The sequence below is a fragment of the Sulfitobacter sp. CB2047 genome (assembly GCF_000735125.2).
GTDB lineage: Bacteria > Pseudomonadota > Alphaproteobacteria > Rhodobacterales > Rhodobacteraceae > Sulfitobacter > Sulfitobacter pontiacus.
In genome coordinates, this window is record NZ_CP072613.1 from 2,514,396 (window position 1) to 2,541,262 (window position 26,867).

At 63.4% G+C, this 26,867-nt stretch carries 23 protein-coding genes; 10 read left to right on the forward strand and 13 right to left on the reverse strand.

What is annotated here, in order from left to right; genetic code table 11:
• Nucleotides 1–3: 3 nt before the first annotated feature.
• Complete coding sequence (locus IV89_RS12455; protein WP_037943694.1) at nucleotides 4–612, forward strand: poly-gamma-glutamate hydrolase family protein; 609 nt, start codon at nucleotides 4–6, stop codon at nucleotides 610–612.
• Here the strand turns inward: IV89_RS12455 and IV89_RS12460 are convergent.
• The gene (locus IV89_RS12460) at nucleotides 596–1,672 is read right to left on the reverse strand and encodes an alpha/beta fold hydrolase (protein WP_037943693.1); all 1,077 of its coding nucleotides are present in this window, start codon (nucleotides 1,670–1,672) and stop codon (nucleotides 596–598) included. The genes IV89_RS12455 and IV89_RS12460 overlap by 17 nt on opposite strands.
• Before the next feature lie 205 nt (nucleotides 1,673–1,877).
• Between IV89_RS12460 and IV89_RS12465 the strand changes: the two genes are divergently transcribed.
• The 4 genes from IV89_RS12465 to IV89_RS12480 all read left to right on the forward strand — a co-directional run bounded on the left by IV89_RS12465 (nucleotide 1,878) and on the right by IV89_RS12480 (nucleotide 6,989).
• Nucleotides 1,878–2,828 carry an asparaginase gene (locus tag IV89_RS12465; protein ID WP_037943692.1) on the forward strand — a complete coding sequence of 317 codons (951 nt, stop codon included), beginning with the start codon at nucleotides 1,878–1,880 and terminating at the stop codon, nucleotides 2,826–2,828.
• A 161-nt stretch (nucleotides 2,829–2,989) separates the two neighbouring features.
• Nucleotides 2,990–4,417: an alanine/glycine:cation symporter family protein gene (locus IV89_RS12470; RefSeq protein ID WP_037943691.1), complete on the forward strand. Its 1,428-nt coding sequence runs from the start codon at nucleotides 2,990–2,992 to the stop codon at nucleotides 4,415–4,417.
• 163 nt (nucleotides 4,418–4,580) lie between these two features.
• Nucleotides 4,581–5,738: a saccharopine dehydrogenase NADP-binding domain-containing protein gene (locus tag IV89_RS12475; protein ID WP_037943690.1), complete on the forward strand. Its 1,158-nt coding sequence runs from the start codon at nucleotides 4,581–4,583 to the stop codon at nucleotides 5,736–5,738.
• Between the two features lie 168 nt (nucleotides 5,739–5,906).
• On the forward strand, nucleotides 5,907–6,989 hold the full coding sequence (locus IV89_RS12480; protein ID WP_037943689.1) for an SMP-30/gluconolactonase/LRE family protein: 1,083 nt from the start codon (nucleotides 5,907–5,909) through the stop codon (nucleotides 6,987–6,989).
• Between the two features lie 35 nt (nucleotides 6,990–7,024).
• Here IV89_RS12480 and IV89_RS12485 read toward each other — a convergent pair whose 3' ends face one another.
• Entirely contained in the window at nucleotides 7,025–8,203 is a 1,179-nt protein-coding gene (locus IV89_RS12485) for an aromatic amino acid transaminase (protein ID WP_037943688.1), read from the reverse strand.
• 5 nt (nucleotides 8,204–8,208) lie between these two features.
• Nucleotides 8,209–9,129: a DMT family transporter gene (locus tag IV89_RS12490; protein ID WP_235183757.1), complete on the reverse strand. Its 921-nt coding sequence runs from the start codon at nucleotides 9,127–9,129 to the stop codon at nucleotides 8,209–8,211.
• 114 nt (nucleotides 9,130–9,243) lie between these two features.
• Here IV89_RS12490 and IV89_RS12495 point away from each other — a divergent pair, with 114 nt between their 5' ends.
• Complete coding sequence (locus tag IV89_RS12495; RefSeq protein WP_037943687.1) at nucleotides 9,244–9,702, forward strand: Lrp/AsnC family transcriptional regulator; 459 nt, start codon at nucleotides 9,244–9,246, stop codon at nucleotides 9,700–9,702.
• Nucleotides 9,703–9,708: 6 nt separating this feature from the next.
• Here the strand turns inward: IV89_RS12495 and IV89_RS12500 are convergent, their stop codons facing one another.
• Complete coding sequence (locus tag IV89_RS12500; protein ID WP_037943686.1) at nucleotides 9,709–10,182, reverse strand: MarR family winged helix-turn-helix transcriptional regulator; 474 nt, start codon at nucleotides 10,180–10,182, stop codon at nucleotides 9,709–9,711.
• Nucleotides 10,183–10,278: 96 nt separating this feature from the next.
• Here IV89_RS12500 and IV89_RS12505 point away from each other — a divergent pair, with 96 nt between their 5' ends.
• From IV89_RS12505 to IV89_RS12520, 4 genes are all read left to right on the forward strand, one after another.
• Nucleotides 10,279–13,422, forward strand: coding sequence for a 4Fe-4S double cluster binding domain-containing protein (locus IV89_RS12505; protein ID WP_037943685.1), 3,144 nt, complete (start codon nucleotides 10,279–10,281; stop codon nucleotides 13,420–13,422).
• 118 nt (nucleotides 13,423–13,540) lie between these two features.
• Nucleotides 13,541–14,596 (forward strand): ATP-binding cassette domain-containing protein, encoded by a 1,056-nt coding sequence (locus IV89_RS12510; protein WP_037943684.1) that lies wholly within the window; start codon nucleotides 13,541–13,543, stop codon nucleotides 14,594–14,596.
• Nucleotides 14,586–15,260, forward strand: coding sequence for a methionine ABC transporter permease (locus IV89_RS12515; protein WP_009826399.1), 675 nt, complete (start codon nucleotides 14,586–14,588; stop codon nucleotides 15,258–15,260). Before IV89_RS12510 ends, IV89_RS12515 begins: the two co-directional genes overlap by 11 nt.
• A 49-nt stretch (nucleotides 15,261–15,309) precedes the next feature.
• The gene (locus tag IV89_RS12520) at nucleotides 15,310–16,086 is read left to right on the forward strand and encodes a MetQ/NlpA family ABC transporter substrate-binding protein (RefSeq protein WP_037943683.1); all 777 of its coding nucleotides are present in this window, start codon (nucleotides 15,310–15,312) and stop codon (nucleotides 16,084–16,086) included.
• 64 nt (nucleotides 16,087–16,150) lie between these two features.
• Here IV89_RS12520 and IV89_RS12525 read toward each other — a convergent pair whose 3' ends face one another.
• The 9 genes from IV89_RS12525 to IV89_RS12565 are packed head-to-tail and all read right to left on the reverse strand — an operon-like array spanning nucleotide 16,151 to nucleotide 26,776.
• Nucleotides 16,151–18,052, reverse strand: a complete 1,902-nt coding sequence (locus IV89_RS12525) for a beta-galactosidase (RefSeq protein ID WP_037943682.1) — start codon at nucleotides 18,050–18,052, stop codon at nucleotides 16,151–16,153.
• A gap of 6 nt (nucleotides 18,053–18,058) precedes the next feature.
• Nucleotides 18,059–18,904 (reverse strand): SMP-30/gluconolactonase/LRE family protein, encoded by an 846-nt coding sequence (locus IV89_RS12530; RefSeq protein WP_037943681.1) that lies wholly within the window; start codon nucleotides 18,902–18,904, stop codon nucleotides 18,059–18,061.
• Nucleotides 18,901–19,509 (reverse strand): 2-dehydro-3-deoxy-6-phosphogalactonate aldolase, encoded by a 609-nt coding sequence (locus IV89_RS12535; RefSeq protein ID WP_037943680.1) that lies wholly within the window; start codon nucleotides 19,507–19,509, stop codon nucleotides 18,901–18,903. The genes IV89_RS12530 and IV89_RS12535 overlap by 4 nt, the downstream gene beginning before the upstream one ends.
• Nucleotides 19,506–20,420 (reverse strand): 2-dehydro-3-deoxygalactonokinase, encoded by a 915-nt coding sequence (locus IV89_RS12540; RefSeq protein ID WP_037943679.1) that lies wholly within the window; start codon nucleotides 20,418–20,420, stop codon nucleotides 19,506–19,508. The genes IV89_RS12535 and IV89_RS12540 overlap by 4 nt, the downstream gene beginning before the upstream one ends.
• Before the next feature lie 11 nt (nucleotides 20,421–20,431).
• Nucleotides 20,432–21,202 carry an SDR family oxidoreductase gene (locus IV89_RS12545; RefSeq protein WP_037943678.1) on the reverse strand — a complete coding sequence of 257 codons (771 nt, stop codon included), beginning with the start codon at nucleotides 21,200–21,202 and terminating at the stop codon, nucleotides 20,432–20,434.
• Nucleotides 21,202–22,911 (reverse strand): IlvD/Edd family dehydratase, encoded by a 1,710-nt coding sequence (locus IV89_RS12550; protein WP_037943677.1) that lies wholly within the window; start codon nucleotides 22,909–22,911, stop codon nucleotides 21,202–21,204. Before IV89_RS12550 ends, IV89_RS12545 begins: the two co-directional genes overlap by 1 nt.
• A complete protein-coding gene (locus IV89_RS12555) occupies nucleotides 22,908–24,989 on the reverse strand; it encodes an alpha-galactosidase (RefSeq protein WP_037943676.1) in 2,082 nt (693 codons plus the stop codon). The genes IV89_RS12550 and IV89_RS12555 overlap by 4 nt, the downstream gene beginning before the upstream one ends.
• A 6-nt stretch (nucleotides 24,990–24,995) precedes the next feature.
• A complete protein-coding gene (locus IV89_RS12560) occupies nucleotides 24,996–25,844 on the reverse strand; it encodes a carbohydrate ABC transporter permease (RefSeq protein WP_005852118.1) in 849 nt (282 codons plus the stop codon).
• A complete protein-coding gene (locus tag IV89_RS12565) occupies nucleotides 25,844–26,776 on the reverse strand; it encodes a sugar ABC transporter permease (RefSeq protein WP_005852117.1) in 933 nt (310 codons plus the stop codon). Before IV89_RS12565 ends, IV89_RS12560 begins: the two co-directional genes overlap by 1 nt.
• Nucleotides 26,777–26,867: the final 91 nt, after the last annotated feature.

Genomic DNA, 26,867 nt, shown 5'->3' on the forward strand with positions numbered 1-26,867 from the left:
ACTATGGCCGACCGCTACCCCGATTTCGCCACGCTCGCCGCGGCGCATGATCACGGCAAGGACTACCGTACCACCGTGCAGGATCGCGGCACGCGCGTCGCGATCCTTGCGCCCCACGGCGGGACGATCGAACCGGAAACGGCAAGCATCGCACGGGCTGTCGCCGGAGATGATCTGTCGTTCTATCTGTTCGAGGCGCTGCGCGCCGGGGCGCATGGCGATTACCACATCACCTCGCATCGGTTTGATGAACCTCGGGCGCTGGCACTGGTGGCTGGGGCGGACACGTCGATCGCCATTCACGGGCGCAAGGATGATGGCTCCGACACGGTCTGGCTGGGCGGGCGTGACGAAACCCTGCGGGATGCTGTCGGCGACGCATTGCGCGCGGCGGGCTTCGGGGCCGCGCTGAATACGGCCCTGCCCGGCGTACACCCCAGCAACATCTGCAACCGCACCCGCAGCGGCGCGGGCGTGCAGTTGGAACTGCCCCGATCCCTGCGCCGCAGCTTGTCACAGGACGCCACGATGATGGCGCGCTTTAGCACAGCGCTTCGGGCGGCCATTTCAGCAGCGGGCCTGGACGGCGACGAGGCTACCCGCCGAGCTTGATGCTTACCGGTCCGACCGACAGGGATTGCGGGGCCAGCGCATCGGCGTCTCGCAACCCCTTTATCAGCGCAATGGCAGAGGCCGAGGTGCCCGGCAGGAAGTGATTGCTGCCCGTGTCGGCAATGCCCGTCATATCCACCACGAAGACGCCAAGCCCTTCAAGCTGGTCCAGATCCTCTACCGATCCCAGACGGGCAGCCCCCCCTGACAAGCCCGACGACAGGCGCAGCAACCGGTCGTTCTGCGCGATCGCCACGGTAAAGGGCTGCGGCAAATGGCCAAGCGCATGGGCCTGCGCGCGGAACAGATCCATATCGATATCGGGCGAGATCAGCGTCGTCGCAGACAAACGATCCAGCAGGGCGCGGTCCCCGCTCAGCGCGATCTGGCGCAATGTCTCCATAATCAGCAGCCCGCCCATCGAATGCCCGACCAGCGATACGCGCAGCCCGTCCTCGCGCAGCAGGCGCCGCAGCAAAGTCGCCAGCGCATCGCGGGCGATCAGCACGCTGTCGCGGTCATAGGTATATTCGAACGGGTTCGCCGCTGACGACCACGAAAAGTGGATCTGCGGCCCCTTCAATTCATAGTCCCACGCCACCTGCGCATGACGGTATGCGGCTTTGGCAAAACCGTTGTTATAGCCATGCACAAAGACCACCGCCTCTTGCCCCGGTGTCGACGTGGCGCGGGCGGCAGTGACCAGCGCCTCCAGATCCGGCAAGGTCTCTGCCCCGGTGAGGGCGAAATGGCGTGCGGGGTCGGCCCGCGATCCGCGGCTGCGTTCGATCTGCCCGACCTCGTGGTTCGGCGGGATCGAGATGGCAAGCCGCGCGAAATCCAGCGTCTTGGCCCGCCCCGCCCCATAGGCGATCGGCGCGGGATCGGCGGTGCGTGTGGTCGCAACGAGCAGCTGTTGCACGCCTGCGCCCACATCCTCCCCTACACCTGCGCTGGCGTGGTCCGGATCAACGACAGAGAACCCGCCCTGCCCGCCACATCCGGCAACGGCACCCGCACTGGCGAGGGCGATAAAGTGGCGGCGGGTCGGTGTGCGCATCAGGGGGCCTTCCGGTCGTGTCGGGCGTATATACGCGCCGCCGCACCCTGCCCGTCAAGCCGGATGTCACGTCATGGCGGCTTTGGCCCCATACGCCGACGGTCAACAGGCTTGACAGCGACGGGCGCTTCTGGTCCGCCTGCGGCAGTTTTTGCAGGGCTCCGGACGGGGCATATTGGGCGGCAATCAACACAAAGGGCGCAGCATGGCGATACTCTTGATCCACACGGGCGGCACGATCGGCATGGCCCAGACCCCCGACGGTTTCGCCCCTCGCGAGGGGGTGGTCGAAGATGCGGTCGCAGCGCTGGTGGCCAGCGGCAAGGTCACCGGAGAGGTCGAGGTGCTGCGCCTTGATCCGCTGATCGATTCCGCCCTTGCCACGGCGCAGGATTGGGCACGCATCGCGCAGACCATCCATCAGCATCGGGGCCGCTTTGACGGCTTCGTCGTGACCCACGGGACGGATACGCTGGCCTATACCGCCGCCGCCCTGTGCCTTGCGTTGCCCGGTCTGGCGCAGCCTGTGATCGTGACCGGCGCGATGCGACCGCTGACTGTGGCTGACACGGACGGCACGGCCAATCTGATCGATGCGCTTGCCGCAGCGCGTACCGCACCGGCGGGGGTCTGGGTGCAATTCGGCGGCAAACGGCTGCATGGCGGGCGGGTGCGCAAAGCCCATTCGCAAGCGCTGGACGCCTTTACCGCCGCGCCAACCGACAGGGCACCGCGTGTCACCGCACCCGACCCGCAGCTCAGCCCCCTGCGCCCCCAGGAGGTTGCCCTTTTGACCGTCACCCCCGGTTTCAGCGCCGCCCTGCTGGATCATGCGGCGACCACCTGCGACGGGATCGTTCTGCGCTGCTTTGGCGCGGGCACGGTCCCCGACAGCCCCGCCCTGCGTGCCGCCTTGGGCAAGGCGCAAGGCAAGGGCGTGCCCGTCGTGGCCGTCAGCCAATGCGCGGAGGGCGGCATGCAGATCGGCACCTACGCCGCGGGCAAGGCGCTGCGCGACAGCGGGGTGGTCGATGGCGGCCAGATGACAGCCGAGGCGGCCTTCGTCAAAATCCACCTCGCGCTGAGCTGCTTTGCGCAGTTTGACGCGCAACACGCCTATCTGGCTGCGGATCAATGCGGAGAAATGGCCGAATAACGCGTAAAGAACCGACCCGCTAGAGTTGAATTGCGAAATAACCTGTATAAGGATCAACGCACTAGACGTCGCGCAGAGGCTGCGTGCTTCGCGCTGCGTCATTCGGCTTTACGCTTTGGCCAAGAACACCGTAAAACGCGGCAAAACAAAGGGACATTTATATGGAATTTCTACAAACGCTCTTCGGCTGGATCGGAGACTTCACCTGGGGATGGTCGCTGATCCCGATCCTCGTCATTTTCGGTATCTTCATCACCATTGCCACCGGTTTTGTGCAGATCGAATACTTTGGCCGCATGTTCCGCGTGCTGTCGAACAAGAACAACGCGGATGATTCCAACCAGATTTCAGCACGCGAAGCCTTGCTGGTGTCGGTCGGTGGACGTGTCGGCGGCGGCAACATCGCGGGCGTCGCGGTTGCGATCACCCTTGGCGGCCCGGGTGCGGTCTTCTGGATGTGGGCCATCGCGTTGGTCGGTATGGCCACCAGCCTTGTCGAATGTTCGCTGGCACAGCTCTTCAAGCGCAAAGTCGGAGAGCACAGCTACCGCGGCGGTCCGGCAGCGGCCATCATCCACGGGTTGGGTAAGGAATACCGCTGGCTGGCAGTGATCTACGCGATCTGCCTGATCGCGGCCTTCGGTCTGGGCTTCAACGCGTTCCAGGGCAACACGGTTGCGGGTTCGATGCAGGACAGCTTTGGCATTGACCGTCTGTGGACCGGTATCGCGCTGGCGGCCATCTCGGGCTTTATCATCTTTGGTGGCATCCACCGCATTGCCAAAGTGTCGGACGTTGTCGTGCCGATCATGGCCATCGGCTATCTGGCAATGGCGCTGATCGTGATCCTGCTCAACATCACCAGCCTGCCCGGCGTGATCTATGACATCGTGACCAATGCCTTCGGCCTGCAAGAAGCCGTTGGTGGCGGTATGGGTGCTGCGGTTGCGCAAGGTCTGCGGCGCGGTCTGTTCTCGAACGAGGCGGGTCTGGGTTCGGCCCCGAACGTCGCGGCCACCGCCGAGGTGCGTCACCCCATCAGCCAAGGCATCACGCAGTCGTTTTCGGTCTTTATCGACACGATCATCATCTGCTCGTGCACGGCTTTCGTGATCCTGCTGGGCGATGTCTATGTCCCCGGTGCCGAAGGCATCGACGGCGTGGCGCTGACACAGCAAAGCATGGTGTCGCATCTGGGCACATGGGTGCAGTATTTCCTGAGCGGCGCGATCCTGCTGTTCTCGTTCTCGTCGATCATCTACAACTACTATCTGGGTGAAAACGCGATGACGGTACTGACCAAGAGCCCCTTGGGCATCCTCGGCCTGCGGATTGCGATCATCGCGATTGTCTTCCTGGGTGCGACAGCACCGGCGGCGACTGCGGTGTTCTTCTTCTCGGATCCGATGATGGGTATCCTGGCGTTGGTCAACTTGCTGGCGATCATGATGCTCTTCCCCGTGGCCATGCGCCTGCTGCGCGACTTCCGTCGTCAGCTAAAGGCAGGCGTCGAACGCCCCGTGCTGAACCCGGACGATTATGCCGATCTGGATATCGACCGCGACGCATGGAAGCTCCCGGCAGAGTGATCCGGACGCATCCTACCTGAATTCGAGACGGGCCGTAGCATCTGCTGCGGCCCGTTTCTTTTGCCCCCCGACGCAGCGTTCTGAAACTCGGCAATGGCCAATACCGTCTGCGCTGTCCCATAGTCGGCGCAAAGACATGCAACCAATCGGGGAGGAACGGCACATGGCTGAATTCGATATCATCATCTACGGCGCGACAGGGTTTACGGGGCGGCTGGTCGCGGAATACATCCACGCGACCTATCCGGACCGTCCTTGGGCGATGGCAGGGCGCAGCGCGTCCAAGCTGGCGCAGGTGCGCGACGAGATGGGCCTGCCCGCCGATACCCCCCTGATCGAGGCCGATGCCTCTGACCCTGCCTCGCTTGACGCGATGGTCGCGCGGGCGCGGGTGATCATCACCACGGTCGGCCCCTATCTGCTGTATGGCGAGCCGCTGGTCGCGGCCTGTGTCAAGGCGGGCACCGATTACGTCGACCTTTCGGGCGAGCCGCCCTTCATGTGGGACATGATCGAAAAGTACAACGACGCCGCCAAGGCCAGCGGGGCCCGGATCGTACACTCCTGCGGTTTTGACAGCATCCCCTTCGATATGGGCGTCTATTTCCTGCAGCAAGAGGCACAAAAACGCTTTGGCGCGCCGCTGAAAGACGTCAAAGGACGCGTGCGCGGGATGAAGGGTACGTTCTCGGGCGGGACGGCGGCGTCGGGCAAAGAGACGATGAAGCTGGCCATGGGCGATCCCGATGTGATGAAACGTCTGGTCTCGTCCTTCGCGCTGACACCGGGGTTTGAGGGGCCGGCACAGCCTTACGGCAACAAGCCCTACGAAGACCCCGATTTCGGCATCTGGGTCGCCCCTTTCGTGATGGCGTCGATCAATACCAAGAACGTGCACCGGTCCAATATGCTGATGGGGCACCCCTACGGCACGGATTTCACCTATGAAGAAATGATGTTCACCGGCAAGGGCGAAAAAGGCGAGGCGATCGCCAAGAGCATCGCCAAATCCAACCCGATGGGCGATGATGACATCAAACCCGGCGAAGGCCCGTCGAAAGAAGAACGCGACAACGGCAGCTATGACCTGATGTTCACCGGCACCTCCGCTGACAAAGAGCGGCTGACCGTTGGCGTCAAGGGCGACCGCGATCCGGGCTATGGCTCCACCTCCAAAATGCTGACCGAAGCGGCGCTGTGTCTGATCGAGGAAGCCGCCGACACCCCCGGCGGCGTGCTGACGGCGGCCCCTGCCTTTGGTGGTGCGATCATCGACCGGCTCACAGCCAATGCAGGGCTGACCTTCGAGGTAGAGAGCTAAGCAAAACCCCCTCGCGATGACCGCTATTGCGAGGGGGTACACGACCGCGCACGGGCCACGGCGGCTGACAGAAATCTCGCGATCCTGCCTCTTGCACCTGCCCGAGGGATCGGCAACCCTACGCTGTACGCCACTACTTTGGCGCGAGCTCTGGGGAGGAGATTACCGATGAAAAAACTATTTACACTACTGGGCATCGCCCTGCTGGCCTTGCTTGCCTATCTTGCATTCTGGCCCGTATCCGTCGCCCCCGTCGCGTGGGAGGCCCCGCCGGATCAGGGCTACACCGGTGATTTCGCGGCCAACGACCGTTTGACCGCATTGAAGATCGTCGAGCTTGAGGGCCGCAGCGGGCCGGAGGATGCCGATATCGGCCCGGACGGGCTGGTACATGTCGCCACCCATGATGGTGAAATCCTGCGGATCGAAGAGAACGGGGCCATCACCGTCTTTGCGCAGACCGGGGGCCGCCCTCTTGGGATCGAATTTGACGACAGCGGCACGCTTTACGTCGCCGACGCCTATCGTGGCCTGCTGTCGGTGGACCGCGGCGGCCAGGTGACCCTGCTGGCCGAGACGACCAAGGACGGCAGCCCGATCCTTTACGCCGATGATGTGGATATCGCCGCCGATGGGAGCGTCTATTTCTCGGATGCCTCGACCCGCTTTGGTGCGCAGGATAACGGCGGCACGCTGGCGGCATCGGTGTTGGATCTGGTGGAGCATTCGTCGAACGGCCGCATTTTGAAATACGACCCCGCATCGGGCGAAACGACTGTCTTTGCCGACGGTCTGAACTTTGCCAACGGGGTGGCGGTGGATGACGCGAACAGCGCGGTATTTGTGGTCGAAACCGGCAACTACCGCGTCTGGCGCTTCCCCATGGACGGCAGCGCAGGCACGGTGGTGCTAGAGAACCTGCCGGGATTTCCAGACAATATCAACAACGCCCCCGATGGCACATTCTGGGTCGGTCTGGTCAGCCCGCGCAACCCCGTCATGGATCAACTGGCAAACAGCCCCTTCCTGCGCCGCGTGATCATGCGCCTGCCCGACGCAATGAAACCCGCGCCGCTGCGCTATGGCTTTGTCCTGCGAATGGATGCCTCGGGCAAAGTGCTGGAAACGCTTCAGGATCCGGCAGGGGACTATGCGTTGACCACGGGTGCCGTGACCCTGCCCGACGGACGCATTGCCGTGACCTCGCTGACAGAGCCGCGTCTGGGGATGCTCGACGCCGCTCCGCGCTAAGACCTACAGACGCTGACCCAAGGGGCGGGCCAGTGTCACGCCTGTGACACCTCCCGAAGCGACGCCGCGACCTGTTCGATCTGCGTGCTGCGCAGACCGGCGATATTGATCCGTCCGGTGGCCGTGCCATAGATCGCGTGGTCGCGGCGCAAGCTCTCCATCTGGTCGGGCGCGAGGGGCAGCAGGGAAAACATCCCCCGATGGTGCCGCAGCGCCTGAAATGCGGGGTCCGCATCAATCGCGGCCAGCGCATCTGCCAATTGCTGCCGCAGCGATTGGACACGGGCGCGCATGCTGTCGAGCTCTTCCTCCCAGATGGTGCGGGTGTCAAAGACGTGGCAGGCGACAGCGGCACCATGTTCGGGGGGCATCGAATAATTCGCGCGGGTCAATGTCTCTAGGTGGCGACCCACATGGGCGATGGACGCCGCATCCGGCCCCAGCACCATCGCCGCCCCGATACGTTCGCAATATAGCCCCATGTTCTTGGACCCGCTTGCCGCAACCATCGCCACAGGCACCGCGTCGACCATCACCCGAAGCCCCGCCGCATCTTCGTCGAGCCCGCGGCCAAAGCCCTGATAGGCAATGTCGATCAACGGGATCAGCCCCCGCGCCGCGCAAAATCGGGCCAGCGCCTGCCACATATCCGCATCGGGATCGATGCCCGTGGGGTTGTGGCAGCAGCCGTGCAGCAGCACCACATCCCCCGGCTTCGCCGCCGCCAGATCCGCGAGCACGCGGTCAAGATCCAGCGCGTCACCCTTGGCCTGCCAGCGATACAGCTGCAGCGTCAGCCCGGCCCCCTCGAATATCGGACGGTGGTTCACATAGCCGGGGTCCGTGCTCCAAACCGTGACGCCGGGGCGCAAGCTGGCCAGCATATCCCCCAGCACACGCAAGGCCCCTGTCCCGCCGACCGTCTGGATCACATGGCTGCGCGCGATCCGCGCGGGCGCATCGCCCAAGACCAGCCGCGCCATGCCCGCGTTGAACACCGCATTGCCCGCCAAAGCGCGGTAGGTTTTCGGCGCACTGTCCTGCGCCAAGGCGCGCTCGGCCATGCGCACCGCCTTCATATTCGGCGTGGCCCCGTTGTCATCGCGGTAGACGCCGATGACCATGTCGATCTTGTGGCTGCGCGGATCGGCGCGAAAGGCAGAGGTCAGACCCCAGATCGGGTCTTCGGGAAGGGCGGCAAGCGCGTCGAGCATCGGGGTTACTCCTTGGGACGGTTGGCCAGCATGACGCCGGCGCAGATGATGAGAACGGCGAAAATCGTGCCAAGCGTCAGGGCCTCGTGCAGCAGCGGCACGGCAAGCACCGCCGCAATCGCAGGGGCGAGCGACCCGATCGCGGCACATTTCGCGACGCCAAGGCGGGCGATGGCGATGGCATAGGTCAGGCTCGACACAAGGCCGACGCCGACCCCTTGGGCAAGCATGAACGGCATCGCCTCGGCCAGTCGCACCTGCGTCAGATTGCTGGGCAACACCCCCGTGGCAAGCAGCGGCAGCAGCACCAGCGTGGACGGCAGTGCCAGCACCAGCGCGCAGCCAATCGGGTCCAACCCGCTGCCCCGCAGCCCCAGCGTATAGCACCCCCAGAACAGGCTGGCCGATAGCAGCAGCGCCACGCCGGTCAAACTGCCTGCCGCAAGATTGCCCGAGGCCCCGATCAGCGCCGCCACCCCCACGAGGATGATCCCCAGCGGCAGCATGACCGCGGGGCGCTGGCGGTAGATCACCCACGTCAGAACCGCCACCGACACCGGTGTCGTCCCGGCGATCAACGCCCCCACATGCGTGGCCGAGGTCTGCGCCCCGCCCATAGCCGCGAGCCAGAAGAACGGCAGCCCCGCCCCCGCCGCGATCATCAGCCAGCGATGCGCGGGCAACTGCCTTAACACAGCGATACGTTTTGGCAGGAAGGGCAAAAAGAACAGCGCCGGAATACCCGACCGGATCAGCGCCACATCGCCAAACGTCAGCTGCGCCCCGCTGGCGGCACGGGTGGACAGCGCGAACCCCGCCCAGACCAGCACGGTCACCGCAATCGCGAGATAGCCAACCAGGGGCCGAAGGGGGATCTGCTGCGGACCAAGTCCATGTGCGGCGGGCAGTGAGGGGGAACTGAGCATATTCGTCCTGCGCGTTGTATCTGCGCTGTTTTACGCTGTATCCACGGGCAGATGCTTGCTAATGATTGCGCGATATTATGAATTTGGGGCATATCCTGCCCTTAGAGGGCCAAGATGGACAGCAAAGATCGCGAGATCATCAAAGCGCTGCAGCGTAACGGGCGTCTGACCAATCAGGATCTGGCGGCTCAGGTGAATCTGTCGCCCTCACCCTGTTTGCGGCGCACCCGCGCGCTTGAGGAAAAGGGCGTGATCAAGGGCTATACCGCGATTGTGGATGAACGCGCCTACGGGCTGCCCGTAACCGCGCTGGTGCGCATCCGGCTAAGCAGCCACACGGGCGACGTGGTGAAACTGTTCGAGAAGAAGGTGCACGAGACCGAACAGATCCTCGATTGCTATGTCATCACCGGCAGCGAAGATTATCTGTTGCGCGTGCTGGTCGAGGACTTGAAAAGCTACGAAGAATTCGTGCGCCACAAGCTGCACAACATCCCCGGCATCGCGTCGATTGATTCCAGCTTTGCCTATGGCGTGCTGAAGCAGTCGAACGTCTTTCCTGTGGTGACCTAAGCCACCCTACGGATCGTCGAACCGGTCGTGAACCCCTTCAAGCAGCGTATCCAGCGCGGATAGGAAATGCGCCGCCGCTTGGGGGGCGAGCTTGTCCAGAAACCGCGCCTGATGCGCGTCGACCAGCACGCGCGCCCGCGCCAGCAGGTCTTGTCCCGCCTCGGTCAGCGTGATCGCACGGGCGCGCCCGTCGCCTTCTGTCAGGTTCTGCACCAGCCAACCTTTGTCGCGCATCTGCTTGAACGTCCGCGACGCCGTGGGGCGGGTGATGCCGATATTCTCGGCGATACCGGAGGGCGCGGTGATGCCTTCCAGCGCGATACTGGCCAAAACGCACCATTCCAACCGTGTCAGCCCAAGCTGCGAAAGCTCTGCATCCAGACTGGCACGCATGACCGCGGCCAGCCGCGAAACGCGAAAGCCCAGCCTGTCATGCAGACGATAGGAGGCAGGGTCAGAGGTGTTCTCGGGTCCGGTCATAAAGCATGAATACTTCATTTTTGCCGCACCGCTACTGTTTGCTTGCAAAATAGTTGACCTAGGACAACTATGGCGCCGAATTAAGAGGCAATACCCATGACCCCACGGCTGCGTTCACGCAAAAACCGCCCCATCCATATGGGTGCCTACCCGACTGAAAAGCTGCGGCGGGCGGAGGGTGTTGCAGGGCCGGTGCCGGCCTTCACCCCCTTGGGCGTGACGGGCGACGCGCGTCCGCTTGCACAAGCGACGCGGGATCACCGCGCCATGCTGGATGCGATCCGCGAGGGGCTGGTGAACAAGGCCTTGGCCGAGATCCCCGCCGATCTGACCGAGCGGGCGCAGCACCTCAAGGCGTTCGCCCATTTCAACGATGCGACGATGGTGGGGATTTGCAAACTTGCCCCCGACCACCATCTGGCACAGCCCCTGCGCAATGCGGATGTGGCGCGGCTGGCGCAGGATTTGCAGACGCGTCAGGTCAAAACGCTCGCCTCTGGTGTGGATGCGATCATGGCCGACCTGCGCGACTCCGTCACCGCACCCGAGACGGATATCGCAGGCCATACCCATGCGCTGGTACTGCTTTTCGCGCATCCCCGCGCGGTCGAACAGGATGAACCCGGTGCGACATGGATCGCGGGGATGGAGGATCACCGGTCGTCCCTTTTGGCCGCGGAATCGGCGGCGGTATTGTCGAATTACATCCGCCTGCTGGGGCGTCCGGCGCGCGGGCATACCATGACGGCAAGCGATGTGGATCTGAACCGGCTGGCGGTCGCGGCGGGTCTGGCGCTGTCCCAAGACGGTCAGTTGACCGCTCCTTTTGTCGGCACGCGCTTTTCGCTGGCCGCCGTCACCATGGCGATGGATCTGGCCTGTGACCGCCCTCTGGCCGCCGCCGCCCTGCCCCGCACGCCGCCCGCCTATGCAACACGGCGCTTTGTCGATGGCGCGCAGCCTTTCGAAAAGCTTAAGCGCGTGGACAGCCCCACAACCTATATGGACGAACCGCGCATCCCGCGCCTGCCCAAACGCACCGATATGTTCAGCCGTGCGCTGTTCGGGGACATGGGCAAAAAGCTGCAAGACGGGGCCACCGGCGGGCGCTACATCCGCAAAACGCCGACCTCGATGGCGCAGCGGCGCGCGCTTGGGGCCTTTGGTCTGCTGCAAGACGGGCAAGCTGCCGAAACGCAAACCGCCCTGGCCTCGCAACAGGCTGCAGAGATGGTCAAGGCGGTTGCCTATTTCCTGGGGGCCGATGCCGTGGGGGTCAGCCGTTGCCCCGATTGGGCATGGTACAGCCATGACGCCACCGGCACCGCGATCGACCCGCCCCATGATCAGGCGATCAGCCTCGTGATCGATCAGGGTTTCGACACGATGGAGGGGGCTTCGGGCGATGACTGGATCAGCGTGGCGCAATCCATGCGCGCCTATCTGCGGTTCAGCCTTGTGGGCGGCGTGCTGGCGCGGTTGATCCGCGATCTGGGATATCCCGCCAAGGCGCATACGGTGATGGATGGCGATGTGCTGCAACCCCCGCTGCTGCTGCTGTCGGGCTTGGGCGAGGTCAGCCGCATCGGCGAAGTGATCCTGAACCCCTATCTTGGCCCGCGTCTGAAATCGGGTGCGGTGACGACCACCCTGCCGATGACCCATGACAAGCCGATTGACTTCGGCCTGCAGAAATTCTGCGAAAGCTGCCAGAAATGCGCGCGGGAATGTCCCTCGGGGGCGATCACGGCGGGGCCGAAGCTGATGTTCAACGGCTACGAGATCTGGAAATCCGACAGCCAGAAATGCGCCACTTACCGGATCACGACCGAGGGCGGTGCCATGTGCGGGCGCTGCATGAAGACCTGCCCCTGGAACCTTGAGGGGATCTTGGCCGACAGCGTGTGGCGCTGGACCGCGATGAAACTGCCCGCCACCGCGCCAGCGCTGGCCAAGCTCGACGATCTGCTGGACCGTGGCGACATCAACCCCGTCAAGAAATGGTGGTGGGATCTGGAGGTGCAGGACGACGGTGGCTACCGCCCCACGGACAAGCCGGTGAACACCCGCGGTCTGCAAAAAGACCTGAAGCTGCGCGCGAAAGACCAGACGCTGGCCGTCTACCCTGCGCCGCTTGCCCCGCATCCCTACCCCTACCCTGACCCGATGGACCGCGAGGCCGGCATCCGCGCCTATGGCGCGATGATCTCCGCCGCCACACACCGCGCGCGGGTCGCAAGCGGAGACACGCAGGGGCTGGTCCCTGCGCTAAAACCCTTGGCGGATAGTCCGGTATTGCCGCTGACCGTCACCCGCGCGGATGTGCTGAGCGACGGCATCACGCGCTATGAATTGCGCGATCCCGACGGGGCAGATCTGCCCGCGTGGCAGGCAGGGGCGCATCTGGATGTGGTGATCGCGCCCGAGTACCTGCGCCAATATTCCATGTGCGGCGATCCCTCGGACCGGTCGCGCTATGTCATTGCCGTCCAGCGCGAGGATCAGGGCCGCGGCGGCAGCGCCCTGATGCACCGTATCTTCACGCGGGGGCGCAAGATTTTCGCCGCCCGCCCGATCAACCATTTCCCCCTGACCGAAGACGCCCCCTTCAGCGTGTTGATGGGCGGTGGCATCGGTATCACCCCGATGATCGCCATGGCGCACCGCCTGCATCAGTTGGGCCGCGACTTCGCGCTGCATTATTCAGCCCGCACCGCCGCTGATCTGGCCTTTGCGGCCGAGATCGCTGCCGCCCCTTGGGCCGCCCATGCCGTGCTGCACGTCAGCGATCAGGGCAGTCGGGCAGAGTTTGACACGATCCTGTCAGACCACCCTGTGGGCAGTCACGCCTACGCCTGCGGCACCCCTGCCTATATGGAGGCCGCAATGACCGCCGCCGCCCGCGCGGGCTTTGCCGAGGATCGGTGTCACATCGAATATTTCGCCGTCCCCGAAGCCCCCCCGCGCGAGAACCACAGCTTTACGGTCCATCTGGCCAAGACCGGCAAAGACATCCACGTCCCCGCCGACCGCAGCCTGTCCGATATGCTGACAGAGGCAGGCGTGCCCGTGGATGTGAAATGCGCCGACGGGATCTGCGGGGTTTGCGCTTGCGGGCTGGTCGAGGGCGACGCCGATCACCGCGATTATGTGCTGTCACAGGCGCAGCGTGAAACCACGTTGATCACCTGCCAGTCGCGCGCGGCGGCAGCGGGGGGGCATCTGGTGCTGGACCTGTGAAAACCTAGCGTTCAGCACATCGGTAAAGTCAGGGCGGGTATGCGAAAACTGCGCTTGCAATACCCCCTGCCTTTCTGTCTACGGGCGCCACCGCAACCGACCGCAGGCTGGACCGATCATGACAGAACCCAACGGCGCTTCGATCACGTTCGAAAACGTGGGCAAAGCCTATTCCAAATCCGGCGGCACGACTGTCACGGCGCTTGAAGGCGTCTCTTTGGCGATGGAGCCGGGATCAATCACCGGCATCATCGGACGGTCGGGGGCAGGCAAATCGACGCTGCTGCGCATGGTCAACGGGATCGAGCGGCCTACGACGGGCGCGGTTCTGGTGGGCGGGCAGAATGTGGGGGCTGCAAAAGGGTCCAAGCTGCGTGCGATCCGCCGCGATGTGGGGATGATCTTTCAGCACTTTAACCTGCTGGCCTCGCGCAGCGTGGCGGGCAACATCGCCTTGCCGCTGGAAATCGCCGGTGTGCCGTCATCGCAAATCAAACCCCGTGTGGCCGACCTGATCGAACGGGTCGGACTTAGCGCGCACGCCACACGCTATCCGGCAGAGCTGTCGGGCGGGCAAAAGCAACGCGTCGGCATCGCACGGGCACTGGCCACCGGCCCCAAAGTGCTGCTGTCGGACGAGGCGACATCCGCGCTGGACCCTGAAACGACGCAAACGGTGCTATCGCTTCTCAAGGACATCAACCGCGACCTGGGGCTGACCATCCTGCTGATCACCCACGAGATGGCCGTGGTCCGGGACATCGCGAGCCACGTTGCCGTGATCGACGGGGGCCGCATCGTCGAACATGGCGAGACCTACGATATCTTCACCGCGCCTCAGCATGCGACCACGCGGTCTTTCCTGTCGGGGGTGACCGGCGTCACCCTGCCCGCTTTCGTCAAGGATCGTCTGATCCCAAACGCCCCCGCGCAGGGCGGCGAAGAGGTGATCCGCGTGACCTTTGCGGGCCAGCACGCCACCGACCCGATGCTGGCGCGGCTGACGCAGGACATGGGCATTCCGGTCAATATCCTTGCCGGCGCGGTCGAGGAAATCGGCACCCGCCCCTTCGGCAACCTGCTGGTATCGCTGCCTGTGGCCAAGGCCGCAGAGGCGCGTTCATTTTTGGAAAGCCACGGGCTTATGACGGAGGTGCTTGGCTATGTCGGCTAACCTTATCAACCTACTGATCGAGGCCACGGGCCAGACGCTTTACATGGTCGCCATCTCGGCGCTTCTGGGGACGCTGCTTGGCCTACCCTTGGGGTTGTTTCTGGCAACCTCGCAACGCGGCGAGCTGCTGTCGGCCCCGTGGGTCAACAAGGTGCTCGGGCTGGTGGTCAATGCCACGCGGTCGGTGCCGTTCATCATTCTGGTGGTCGCGATCATCCCCTTCACGCGGATGGTTGCGGGCACGTCGATCGGCACGACAGCCGCGATTGTGCCGCTGACGATTGCCACCGTGCCCTTCATCGCGCGTCTGGTGGAAAACGCGATCCGCGAGGTTGACTCCGGCCTGATCGAGGCGGCGCGCGCCATGGGGGCGACCCCGTTGCAGATCATCCGCAAGGTGCTGCTGCCCGAAGCGCTGCCCGGCATCACGCTTGGCCTTACACTCGCCATCGTTAGCCTGATCGGCTATTCCGCCATGGTCGGTGCCGTGGGCGGCGAAGGTCTGGGCGATCTGGGCATTCGCTACGGGTATCAACGGTTTATGCCCGACGTTATGGCGGTTGTCGTGATCATCCTCATCGTCTTGGTGCAGCTTGTGCAATCGATCGGCGAACGCATCGCAGCCGCTGTCGACAAACGCGCCACCAAAAGCGGCGGGCAATAGCGCCCGTCTCCTCCTCCCAATTTCGTTTCCCAGTTAAAGGAGCATATACATGCTACGCATTGCGACCCTGACCTCTACCCTCGCGCTTATGGCGACATCGCTGATGGCCGAGCAGATCAAAGTCGGCGTTTCCCCCGGCGAGCACGCCGAGATCATGGAAGAGGTCGCCCGTGTGGCCGAACCGATGGGCCTTGAGATCGACGTTGTCGAATTCTCTGACTATGTGGTGCCGAACCAGGCGCTGGCCGATGGCGACATCGAGGCGAACTCCTTCCAGCACGTGCCTTACCTTGAGGCACAGATGAAAGACCGCGGCTTTGCGCTGGCTGTTGTGGGCAACACGATCACCACGCCGATGGGCATCTATTCGGACAAGATCACCGATATCGCCGAGCTTGAAGAAGGCGCAACCTTTGGCATCCCGAACGACCCCACCAACGGCGGGCGCGCGTTGCTGGTGCTGCAACAGCTTGGCATGATCAAGGTCGACCCCGCTGCAGGTCTGGTGCCCACCGTTCTGGACATCACCGAGAACCCCAAAGACCTGTCGTTCAAAGAACTTGACGCGGCGCAGCTGCCCCGTTCGCTGGCCGATCTTGATGCGGCGCTGATCAACACCAACTACGCCATCGCCTCGGGCCTTAGCCCCAAGGAAGATTCCATCGCGATGGAAAGCGCCGACAATCCCTATGTGAACGTGATCGTTGTGCAAGAGGGCAAGGAAGACGCGCCTTGGGTCAAGACCCTGCTAGAGGCGTATCACTCGGACGAGATCAAAGCCTTCATCGATGAAAGCTACCACGGGACCGTCATCACATCTTGGTAAAGTGACGCACCGGATACCGCCAATGACGCGGCGGTATCCGGTCTTTTGGGCCGCGCCCCTGTGGTCAGACCGGCACACGCAGAACGCCCGCGGCGGGCAGTTCGACACCGTGACAGGCAACCTCTGCATCTGAATAATTGAACCAGAACCGTTCGCCCCCCGTCGTGCGGGTACGTACCCCTTCGGGCATCGGCAGCACGTCGATCCCTGCCGCGCCGCACAGCCCGCTGACGAATTGGTCGAGCGTGTCCTCATCCAGCCAGCCCCCCAGATAGATCTGCCGCCCGTCGCGCATGGCAACCGGATCTGCGTCTGTGGTCTGCAAGATGACCTTTGCCGTGCCGTCCAGCACATCACGGTAGCGGATCACTTTCCCACCGCCCTCCAGCGGCACGAAGATGTCATGCCGCAGGCTTTCGACCTGCGTGACCGTTACGTCCAACCCGTCGATTGCGGGGGGCAGCGGCACGGGGATCGCCATCTCGGACGTGCGCGCGCCGCTGCGGGGGCCATAGATGACCGTCGCCGCGCTGCGCGCCAGCGCCTGTTTCAGAGCGTCCGGCATATGCATCACCCCCGGTGCCATCACCAGCCCGTAGCTGCCAAAATCGCGGCAGGTGGCGGGCAGGATATCGACCGACAACCCCTGACGCCGCAGCGCCTTGTAGGTGTGAAAGACCAACCCGAAATAGCTTAGATCCGCACCATGGGGCTGGGTCGCCCATGCGAAATCCGCGTCATAGTCGAACAGCAGCGCGACCGGTGCCTGCGCGGGCTGCACATCCGGAGCCTTGGCCATCTCTGCGCCAACCTGCCGGACCTCCGCCATCGCGAAGGCGTCGGCACTGTCGGGGCGCAGCAAGCCGGCGTGCAGTTGCTCTTGGGCGAAAGGGGCCTGTCGCCAGCGGAAATAGCACACCGCTTCGGCCCCGTGGGCGAAGGCCTCCCATGTCCACAGACGCACCATACCGGCCAGTGGCACGGGGTTGTGCGGGGCCCAGTTGACCGGCCCCGGCTGCTGTTCCATCACCCACCAGCGCCCCTTGCCCACGGCGCGGTAAAGATCGTGGTGGAACGCCTGAAAGTCAGGGTCACCCTGCCGCGCATAGCGGTGCTGCTGCGCCGCATCCGCGCCCACCCGATCCTCGAGAAAGCCCAGCGGGTAGCTGTCCCATGTGGCGATATCAAGATTTTCACCCACCGCGAAATGGTCAAAGTCGGTGATCCGGCCCATGTAGTTATGGCTCACGGGGGCGGCGCTGTGCTGGCGGATCACGTCAAGCTGAAGCCGGTTGAATGCCACCACCTGATCCGAGCTGAACCGCCGAAACGCCAGACGATGCGCAGGGTTGGCTTCGGTCACGGTCAGATTGGGCGGGTCGATGTCGTCAAAACTGTCGTAGTCCATCGACCAGAACGTATTCCCCCACGCGGCGTTCAGCGCGGCGGGGGTGCCGTAGCGTTGTGCCAGCCAGCCGCGAAAGGCATGGGCTGCCGCGTCACTATACGAGATCACCGTGTCATGGCAGCCGTATTCATTGTCGATTTGCCACGCGGCCACATGGGGGTTCGCGCCATAGCGTTTCGCCATCAACGTGGCAATCGTGACGCATTCCTTCTGATAGCCTTCGTGGCTGAAACAGTAGTGCCTGCGCGACCCGAACTTGCGCGGACGCCCTTCAATATCCACGGCAAGCATGTCGGGGTGGCGTTTCAGCATCCAGCGTGGCGGGGTGGCGGTGGGGGTGCCCAGCACAACCCGCAGACCAGCAGCCCCTACAACCTCGATCGCGCGGTCCAGCCACGCCCAGTCATACTGGCCGGGTTGCGGTTCTAGTTTGCTCCATGAAAACTCGCCGATGCGCACCCATGTCAGGCCGGCGTCTACCATGCGGCGGGCGTCGGTTTCCCACATCTCTTCGGGCCATTGTTCAGGGTAGTAGCAAGTCCCTAGGGTTCGTTTCATCACGCCTCACAAAATTATCCGGTGTTCCAACTGGCCTCGCACGTCCGATGCAAGCTGGAAGGTCTGGCCATCCTCCGCCCCGTCGCGGCCCTGCGCGGCAGAGGTGACAAAGAGCGTCCGCAGATCCGCATCGCCAAAGGCCGGACAGGTGGCCTGCGCTGCGGGAATATCAAGGGTCTGCAACAAGGTGCCATCGGGGCTGTAACGGGCGACCTGCCCGGCCCCCCATTGCGCGTTCCACAGGCAGCCGCCGCTGTCGACAACCGCGCCGTCGGGGTTACGCTTGTCTTTCTTGAGATCGACAAACACCTCTGGCGGGGCCGAGGGCCAGCCCTCTGTCGCATCAAGGGGCACGCGCATGATCTGGCGCGTGGGCGTGTCAGTGTAATAGGCAAATCGTCGATCGGGCGAAAAGCAGATCGCGTTCGAAATGGTAATCTCCGCGAAAAGCTGTCGCAGCGCGCCCTTGTAGTAGCGGTAGATCGCCCCCGCCCCCCGCTCTGCGTTGAAGCCCATTGTCCCGATCCAGAAACCACCCCACGGATCGGCGCGCCCGTCGTTTGACCGGGTCAGGGGCTGATCCGCCTCAAGTGGCACGACGAGGGAACGCTCCGCTCCGTTTAGGTCGAACCGCCACAGCGCGGTTTCGGACGCGACAAGCAGGGTATCCCTATCGATCCACCCCGCGGCAGAGACGCATTCGTCAAACCGCCACGAGAGCGTTTTGTCACCCTGCCGCGACATCAGGGTATGCCCGAGGATGTCGAACCAAAACAGCTGGCCACGTTCGGGGTGCCACAGCGGCCCTTCGCCCAACGCGCACGCCCGCGCATCAAAGAGTGTGGCGTTCAAGAGAGGGTCGCCTTGTCATAGGCGCTTACCGCCGCGCGCGCGCTTTGCGCCACATCAGCCGCGCTTTGCCCCGGTTTATACAGGCTGGACCCAAGGCCAAAGCCCGTCACCCCTGCCGCAAGCCATTCCGCAAAATTCGACGGGCCGACGCCGCCAACCGCATAGGTTTCGGTCTGCGCCGGAAGCACCGCCCTGATCGCCTTGAGCCCTTCGACCCCCAGCAGGAAAGACGGAAACAGCTTGAGCCCATCGGCCCCGGCCTTAAGCGCGGCAAAACATTCCGTGGGCGTCATCACACCGGGATAGGACATCATGCCCGCCCCCTTGCTTGCCGTGATAACAGAAGGGTCCGCATTCGGAGAGACAATCATCCGCCCCCCCACAGCCGCCACCGCCGCGACGTTTTCAACGTCCAACACCGTGCCCGCGCCGATCAACGCGTCGGCCCCATAGGTTTGGGCCATCGTTTCGATGGATTTCAGCGGTTCTGGCGAATTCAGCGGCACCTCGATGCGGGTGATGCCTGCGTCGATCAAGGCGGCGCAGATGTCGGCGGCCTCATGCGGCTGGATGCCACGCAGAATGGCGATGATATTGCGGCTCATACAAGGGCCCCTTTCAATGAACGATAGGCAGAGGTCAGGCCCGCCAGCGTCAGACCCGCGTTATCCAGTGTTTCGGCCTGCACACCCTGTGCAACCAATGCGCTGCGGTAATGCGCGGCGACGCTGTCTGCGCCCAGAATGGCGACATGGCGGCCCAGCCAATAGGGGCGCGTGCCGGCCAGCTCTAGCCCGACAAGCAGCCCTGAAAGCCGCGCCCGCGCCGACCCTGCAGATGTGCCCTGCAACAGCCCCCCTGCACGCAAACCGAACAGTCTGGAGGCGAAGCTTTGTGGGCTGTCCATCGCCTGCGTGACGCCGTCGATAAAGCTGTCCTCGTCCCACTCTGCCGTGGTGACCGAATGGCGCAGGACCGACTGGCTGGCCAGCAGCGCGAAGATCTCGCCGGTCATGCAGGTCTGGAAGCTCACGATCTCGCCCGCGCTGATGTGGACCCATTTGGTGTGGGTGCCGGGCAGACAGAGGATGCCGTCAAACGCCGGCTGACTGTGCAGCACCCCTGCGATCTGGGTTTCCTCGCCGCGCATCACGTCAGGGGCAGCCATCTGTTTCACGCCGGGCAGGATGTGCACTGCGATCCGCGGGTCATGGGCTTGTACAGCAACCGCCGCCCGCGCATCCGGAGGCGCGCAGGGCGTGGCGACATAGGCGGCCTCGCGCCAGCCTTCGCGGGCGCCCACCATACCCGCGCAGATCACTGGGGTCACATGGTCCGGATCTAGGTAGGGGTCTATCAACGAAAGCAAGGCAGGTTCGAACCCGTCCTGCGTCAGCCCCGCCATCCCCTTGTCAGACCTGTCAGCGGCAAAGGGCCGCCCATCGGCCCCCATTATCCAGACCCGCAGGTTTGACGTGCCCCAATCGACAGCGATCCATTCAGCGTAGTGTTGCACGGTATCCCTTCCTATCCGGTGACCACAACGCCGCCATCGACGGCCATCAACTGCCCCGTCATCATGCGGCTGGAGGCAGAGGATAAAAACAGCACCGCATCCACGATGTCTTGCGGCTTCAACGTATCCTTAAGGCATTGCCGGTCAATATGCGCCGCCAGTGCTTCGGGCGTGACCCATTGTTCGATCTGCTTTTCCGTCAACACCCACCCCGGTGCCAGCGCGTTAAAGCGGATCTTGTCCGGCCCGAATTCCCGCGCCAGCGAACGGGTCATACCGTTGATGCCGGCGTTGGCGGTCGTATAGGCAGGATAGCCCGCGTTCCCCATCATATACGAGATCGAGCTCATGTTCACCACGGCCCCGCCGCCCGCGGCGCGCATCCCTGCGACCACGGCCTGACAGGCGAAGAAATAGGACTTGAGGTTGATCGCCTGCGACTGGTCCCAGAAGTCTTCGGTGACCTCTTCGGCGGTGTGGCGGGCATCATTGGCGGCGTTGTTCACCAGAACCGTGACAGGGCCATGTTCATCGGCGGCTGCGGCCAGACTGGACCGAAGTGCCGCGATATCCGAGATATCGCAGGTCTGCGCAAAGGGGCGCTGGCCGTGTTTTTCTTCCATCTCATTGCAAAACGCGGTGGCGTCGCTGCGCTGGACAAAGCTGACCTTGGCCCCCTGCGCCAGAAACCCGTCGGTCAGAAAGGCACCGATCCCCGCGCCGCCGCCGGTGATGAATACCGACCGGCCGCGCAGATCGGGGAATGTTGCGTTCAGGGTCATCAGTGGCTCTCCCGTGTGACGGGGCGGGTGTCTTTACCCACCAGAAAATCAAGGTCCGCGCCTTTGTCTGCCTGCAACACCGTCTCGGTATAGAGCTTGGCATAGCCGCGGTCGTATCGGGGCGGTTCGGGTACCCAGGCAGCGCGGCGCTGTGCCAGCACCTCGTCAGAGACAAGCACGTCCAATGTGCCCTGCCCCACCGACAGCCGGATACGGTCGCCGGTCTGTACCAGCCCCAGATTGCCGCCTGCGTTGGATTCAGGGCTGACGTGCAGGATCACAGTGCCATAGGCGGTGCCGGACATACGCGCGTCGGACACGCGGACCATGTCGCGCACGCCTTCTTTGACCAGACGCGCGGGGATCGGCATATTGCCGACTTCGGGCATACCGGGATACCCCTTTGGGCCGCAGCCCTTGAGCACAAGAACCGTATCCGCGGTCACCGGCAGATCCTCGCGGTCGATATTGGCTTTCATATGCTCGATATTCTCGAAGACATATGCCTCGCCCTCGTGTTCCAGCAATGTGTCCGTCGCCGCCGAGGGTTTCACGATCGCCCCGTTGGGCGCGATATTGCCGCGCAGCACCTTCAACCCGGCCGCAGGGCGCAGCGGATTATCCAGCGGGCGGATCACATCCTCGTTGTAGCATTCAGCCCCTTCGGCATAGGCAAGGATATCCCCGCCCATGACGGTCTGCGCGGGCCGCAGCTTGTCGCGCAGATGGGACAGCACCACAGGCATCCCGCCCGCATAGCAGAAATCTTCCATCAGATATTTACCCGAGGGCATGCAATTGACCAGCAGCGGGATATCCGACCCAAGCTCGAAATCATCGAGCGTCAGGTCGATGCCGACGCGGCCCGCGATGGCCAGCAGATGGATCACGGCATTGGTCGACCCGCCGACAGCGGCATTGGCCAGAATGGCGTTCTCGATCGAGGCACGGGTAACGACCTGTGACAGCTTGATATCTTCCTCGACCATCTCGACGATGCGCTTGCCGGTCAGATGCGCCAGCGCCATGCGGCGCGCATCAACGGCAGGCAGCGCGGCGTTGGTGGGCAGTGACATCCCCATCGCCTCTACCACACTCGCCATCGTAGAGGCCGTGCCCATCGTCATACACACGCCCTTGGACCGGCTCATGCCGGATTCAGCGGCCATGAAATCCTGCAAGGTCATCTCGCCCGCGCGCACATCTTCCGAGAACTTCCACACATCCGTGCCAGAGCCGATGTCCTTGCCCTTCCACTTGCCGTTCAGCATCGGGCCGGAGCTGACAACGATCGTCGGCAGATCGACGCTTGCCGCGCCCATCAGCTGACCCGGCGTGGTCTTGTCACAGCCGCCCAGCAGAACCACCCCATCAATACCATAGGCGCGGATGCTTTCTTCGACGTCCATCGCCAGCAGGTTGCGAAACAGCATGGCGGTCGGCTTCATCTGGGTCTCGCCCAGGCTCATCACCGGAAATTCGACCGGAAAGCCCCCTGCCTCCCACACGCCGCGCTTCACCCCTTCGGCCAGATCGCGCAGGCCGGAATTGCACGGGGTCAGTTCGGACCATGTATTGCAGATGCCGATAATGGGGCGGCCATCAAACGCGTGGTCGGGAAAGCCCTGATTTTTCATCCAGCTGCGGTGAATGAACCCGTCCCGATCATTCTTGCCGTACCAAGCGCGGTTGCGTTTCTCTTTTGTCATAGCCGTGTTCCTTCAATGACCCACATGCGTTCAGGGAACGACCATGGCAGGGTCACGCCATGGTTCATGAGGTACTGGCCCGACAGCACCAGAGCGCGGGTCTTGAGCGCGGCATCGCCCCGTGACAGCGCTACCGCATCGTCACGGTTTGCCAGCGTGATCCGGTAGCGCGCCTGCGGGTCAAGTGCGGTCAGCCGCAGCGGGCGCGGTGAGATCTGGGCCGAGGTCGCGGCCTTGCCTGCGAACACCACGAAACGCATCCCATCGGCGGCCTGTTGCTGCTCTGCGATCACCGCCGGATCAGCGCTGTCGAGCCGCAGGATATCCGCAGTGCGCATCCATCCGCGATTGTCCTTCCACCACTGCGTGACCTGTTTCAGCACATCGGTTTCGCGGGCGTCGAGCTCGCGCGGGTCCATCTCGAACCCCATGTGGCGCTGCGCGGCGACCCAGGCGCGAAAACTGATGTCCAGCGTGCGGCCGGAGGTATGGCAGTGGCGGGGCCCGACATGGCTGCCGGTCACGGCAGCGGGCAGGAACAAGGCAGCGTCATGCTGGATGCGCAGCCGTTCCAGCGCGTCGTTGCTATCCGACAGCCAGACCCGCTGGGTCCGCGCCATGATCCCGAAATCGATCCGCCCTCCGCCTGACGCGCAGCTTTCAATCTCGACCAGCGGGAAATCGGCGCGTAACCGGTCCAGCAGCGCATAGACGCCCCGTGTCTGCGCCGCCTCGGGTGCGGGCAACACGCGGTTATGGTCCCATTTGATATAGTCGATGGCATTGTCGCGCAGCACCGTGGCGATACGGTCGTAGAGTAGCTCTTGGACCTGCGGCAGCGCCATGTTCAGCACCAACTGCTGACGCCCCTCTATCTGGTCCTGCGGGCCGAGAATCCAATCGGGGTGGGCGCGGTAGAGGTCGCTATCGCGCGAGATCATCTCGGGCTCGAACCAGAGGCCAAAATGCATCCCCAAGCCCTGAACATGGTCGATCAGCGGGGTCAGCCCCTTGGGGTATTTGCGCGGATCGATGATCCAGTCGCCCAGACTGCTGGTGTCGTCGTCGCGCTGTCCGAACCAGCCGTCATCCAGCACGAAACGCTCTGCCCCCAAAGCGGCAGCACGGTTGGCGATATCGGTCAGGACAGACCAGTCGTGGTCGAAATACACCGCTTCCCAACAGTTGTAATGGACGGGGCGCGGGGTGTCGGGCTTGGGCCATGTCACGATGCGGTCGCGCAGATGACGCTGAAAGCTGACGGCACAGCCGTTCAGGCCCGTGTCAGAATAGGTCAGGTAAAGCGGTGCCGTCTGGAACCGCGTCGCGGGGGCGTCCTGGGTGCCAGCCGCATGGCCCCATTGCACCTGCCGCCGCCCGTCCTGAAGCTCTTCGGCGATCATCGTATGACCGCCCGACCAGCCATAGTGGAACCCGTAGCATGTCCCTTGGGTGTTTGTGGTCCCCGTGGTCGGGATCAGCAATCCGGGGAAGTGTTCGTGGCCCGTGCGACCCGTGCGGTTGTCGCGCGCGTGGATGCCTGCCCGCCACGCGGTGCGGTTCAACTGGAATTCACCGCACCATCGGCCCGAGACGTCGATCATCTCTGTGCTCAGCTGCGGCGCGGGCATGACCGGCGCGGCAAGCCAGTGCAGGCGCACGGGCTGCACGGCCTCCAGTGTCGTCTGGCAGGTGATCACGCCGGTTCCCGCATCAACCCCAAAGTCAAAGGTCAGCGTCAGCCCCTCGTCCGGTGCCGCGCAGACAAACCGCAGCCCTGCATCCTGCACCACGTTGCGCAGGTGAAACACGGGGCGCAGCGGCATGCCATCGGCGCGCGCAACCGCGATCCCCGCCTGGCCCGGAAAACTACGCCCGGCTTCGGGGCACAGCGACAGATCAGGGGTCTTGTCCAACATGCCGCCTGTGACGTCGATGGCATGGGCGGCGCATATCTCTTCCAGATTTTCGCCGTCTGGCAGCGGGCTGCCCCAATAGACCACCTGCGGCAAGCGGTCGTGCGCAGAGGCCAGAACAAGCGTCTGGTGCCCGTCATCAAGGCGGTAGGTCTGTGTCATAACTCTCTACTTTACTGCGCCAAGCGTGAGACCGGCGATGAAGTGTTTCTGCATCAGAAAGAACATCGCGACCGGCGGAAAGGCGGCGACAATCGATCCCGCGCTCATCAGGTGATAGGCCGCGCGGAACTGGGAGTTGAATTCGGTGATGCCCGCGGTGACAGGTTGCGCGCTTGGCCCTTGGGTCAGCACGACGGCCCAGAAATAATCGTTCCAGATGAAGGTAAAGACCAATACCGCCAGCGCGGCCAGTGCGGGCTTCATCAGTGGCAGCACGACAAAGAAGAAGATGCGCCATTCGGCCACGCCCTCGACGCGGGCGGCCTCGATCAAGGGGAAGGGCAATGCGCGGATGAAGTTGCGCATGAAGAGCGTGCAAAAGCCCGTCTGGAACGCCACGTGAAACAGGACCAGCCCCTGAATGCTGTCATACATCCCCAGCGATATGGTCAGGTCGCGCACGGGCACCATCAGGATCTGGAACGGGACAAAGTTACCCGCGATGAACATGAAGAAGATCAGCAGGTTGCCCTTGAACTTGTAGATCCCCAAGGCGAACCCCGCCATGCTGGAAAGCGCAATCGCCCCCAGCACCGTGGGCAGCGTGATAAAGACCGAGTTCATCAGATAGCGCGGCATATTGCTTTCAAAGAAGACCTTGCCGTAGTTCGTCAGCCCCTCGAAGCTGGACGGCCATCCCCAGTAGTTCCCGGCGGCGAAATCCGACCCCGGCTTGATAGAGAACAGAGCCACCGCGATCAGCGGCAAGAGCCACAGGATCAGCGCGACGGGCAGCAACGTCTGATAGGTCAGCTGGCGGCTGCGCGATTGTTTGGCGATCGGTGTAGGGAACATCAGCGAGCCTCCCGCTCTTCGCGCCACATGGCATAGAGGAAATAGGCGATGAACCCGAGCATGATGAGGAACAGGATCACCGCGATGGCAGAGCCATAGCCCATGCGGAAGCCGAACTCGGACAGCGCTTCTTCGAACATGTAGAACGACAGCACGCGGGTCGATCCGAAGGGGCCGCCGTTGGTCATGACGCTGATCAGGTCAAACGACCGCAGCGCGCCGATGATGGTGACGACAAAGGCGATGAACGTCGCGGGCTTGAGCTGGGGCAGGATGATGTACCACAGCATCTTGCGGCCCTTGGCCCCGTCCAGTCGCGCGGCCTCGATCTGCTCGGGGTCCACCGCATTCAGACCCGTTAGATAAAGGATCATGCAATAGGCCGTCTGCGGCCACAGCCCCGCCGCGATGATCCCGTAGGTCGCCGTAGACGGATCGCCCAGGATATTCACCGGCCCTGCCCCGAAAATCGCCAGCATCGCGTTCAGCAGCCCTTCGCGTGGCAGGTAGAACCACGAAAACACCAGCCCGACGACCACCTGGGAAATGACAAAAGGAAAGAAGAACAACGACTTGTAGATACGGATGCCGCGCACGGTCTGGTTCAGGAACAAGGCGATGAACAGCCCCGCAGGCACCGCCAGCAAATACAGCACCAGCCATTTGAGGTTGTTCCAGAACGAGATCTCGAACTTGCGGTCCATCTTCTGGTCGCCGATCCCCAGCAACCTTTCATAGTTCGCGGTGCCGACAAAGGTCTTTTCCCCCAGTCCGTCCCACTGGTAGAAACTGATCGCCACGCTTTGGCCGATGGGAATGATCACATAGACCGCAAAGAACAGCATCGCCGGCAGCAGGAAAAGCCACGGCGTCAGCGCGATCTCGTTGCGTTTGTACCAACTGCGCGCGGGGGGCGGTGTTGTTGCTGCCATGCCGTGGTCTCCGGTAAATCAACACATGCGAAAACCGGCCATCGGCGGGCTTGCGAATGGATTGAGGCGGTGGGTTGCGTCCCCCCGATGC

What these genes read in the sequence shown, in the direction of transcription:
- IV89_RS12455 (WP_037943694.1), top strand. Translation starts at nt 4, where the DNA reads ATGGCCGACCGCTACCCCGATTTCGCCACGCTCGCCGCGGCGCATGAT.
- IV89_RS12460 (WP_037943693.1), bottom strand. Translation starts at nt 1,672, where the DNA reads ATGCGCACACCGACCCGCCGCCACTTTATCGCCCTCGCCAGTGCGGGT.
- IV89_RS12465 (WP_037943692.1), top strand. Translation starts at nt 1,878, where the DNA reads ATGGCGATACTCTTGATCCACACGGGCGGCACGATCGGCATGGCCCAG.
- IV89_RS12470 (WP_037943691.1), top strand. Translation starts at nt 2,990, where the DNA reads ATGGAATTTCTACAAACGCTCTTCGGCTGGATCGGAGACTTCACCTGG.
- IV89_RS12475 (WP_037943690.1), top strand. Translation starts at nt 4,581, where the DNA reads ATGGCTGAATTCGATATCATCATCTACGGCGCGACAGGGTTTACGGGG.
- IV89_RS12480 (WP_037943689.1), top strand. Translation starts at nt 5,907, where the DNA reads ATGAAAAAACTATTTACACTACTGGGCATCGCCCTGCTGGCCTTGCTT.
- IV89_RS12485 (WP_037943688.1), bottom strand. Translation starts at nt 8,203, where the DNA reads ATGCTCGACGCGCTTGCCGCCCTTCCCGAAGACCCGATCTGGGGTCTG.
- IV89_RS12490 (WP_235183757.1), bottom strand. Translation starts at nt 9,129, where the DNA reads ATGCTCAGTTCCCCCTCACTGCCCGCCGCACATGGACTTGGTCCGCAG.
- IV89_RS12495 (WP_037943687.1), top strand. Translation starts at nt 9,244, where the DNA reads ATGGACAGCAAAGATCGCGAGATCATCAAAGCGCTGCAGCGTAACGGG.
- IV89_RS12500 (WP_037943686.1), bottom strand. Translation starts at nt 10,182, where the DNA reads ATGACCGGACCCGAGAACACCTCTGACCCTGCCTCCTATCGTCTGCAT.
- IV89_RS12505 (WP_037943685.1), top strand. Translation starts at nt 10,279, where the DNA reads ATGACCCCACGGCTGCGTTCACGCAAAAACCGCCCCATCCATATGGGT.
- IV89_RS12510 (WP_037943684.1), top strand. Translation starts at nt 13,541, where the DNA reads ATGACAGAACCCAACGGCGCTTCGATCACGTTCGAAAACGTGGGCAAA.
- IV89_RS12515 (WP_009826399.1), top strand. Translation starts at nt 14,586, where the DNA reads ATGTCGGCTAACCTTATCAACCTACTGATCGAGGCCACGGGCCAGACG.
- IV89_RS12520 (WP_037943683.1), top strand. Translation starts at nt 15,310, where the DNA reads ATGCTACGCATTGCGACCCTGACCTCTACCCTCGCGCTTATGGCGACA.
- IV89_RS12525 (WP_037943682.1), bottom strand. Translation starts at nt 18,052, where the DNA reads ATGAAACGAACCCTAGGGACTTGCTACTACCCTGAACAATGGCCCGAA.
- IV89_RS12535 (WP_037943680.1), bottom strand. Translation starts at nt 19,509, where the DNA reads ATGAGCCGCAATATCATCGCCATTCTGCGTGGCATCCAGCCGCATGAG.
- IV89_RS12545 (WP_037943678.1), bottom strand. Translation starts at nt 21,202, where the DNA reads ATGACCCTGAACGCAACATTCCCCGATCTGCGCGGCCGGTCGGTATTC.
- IV89_RS12550 (WP_037943677.1), bottom strand. Translation starts at nt 22,911, where the DNA reads ATGACAAAAGAGAAACGCAACCGCGCTTGGTACGGCAAGAATGATCGG.
- IV89_RS12555 (WP_037943676.1), bottom strand. Translation starts at nt 24,989, where the DNA reads ATGACACAGACCTACCGCCTTGATGACGGGCACCAGACGCTTGTTCTG.
- IV89_RS12560 (WP_005852118.1), bottom strand. Translation starts at nt 25,844, where the DNA reads ATGTTCCCTACACCGATCGCCAAACAATCGCGCAGCCGCCAGCTGACC.
- IV89_RS12565 (WP_005852117.1), bottom strand. Translation starts at nt 26,776, where the DNA reads ATGGCAGCAACAACACCGCCCCCCGCGCGCAGTTGGTACAAACGCAAC.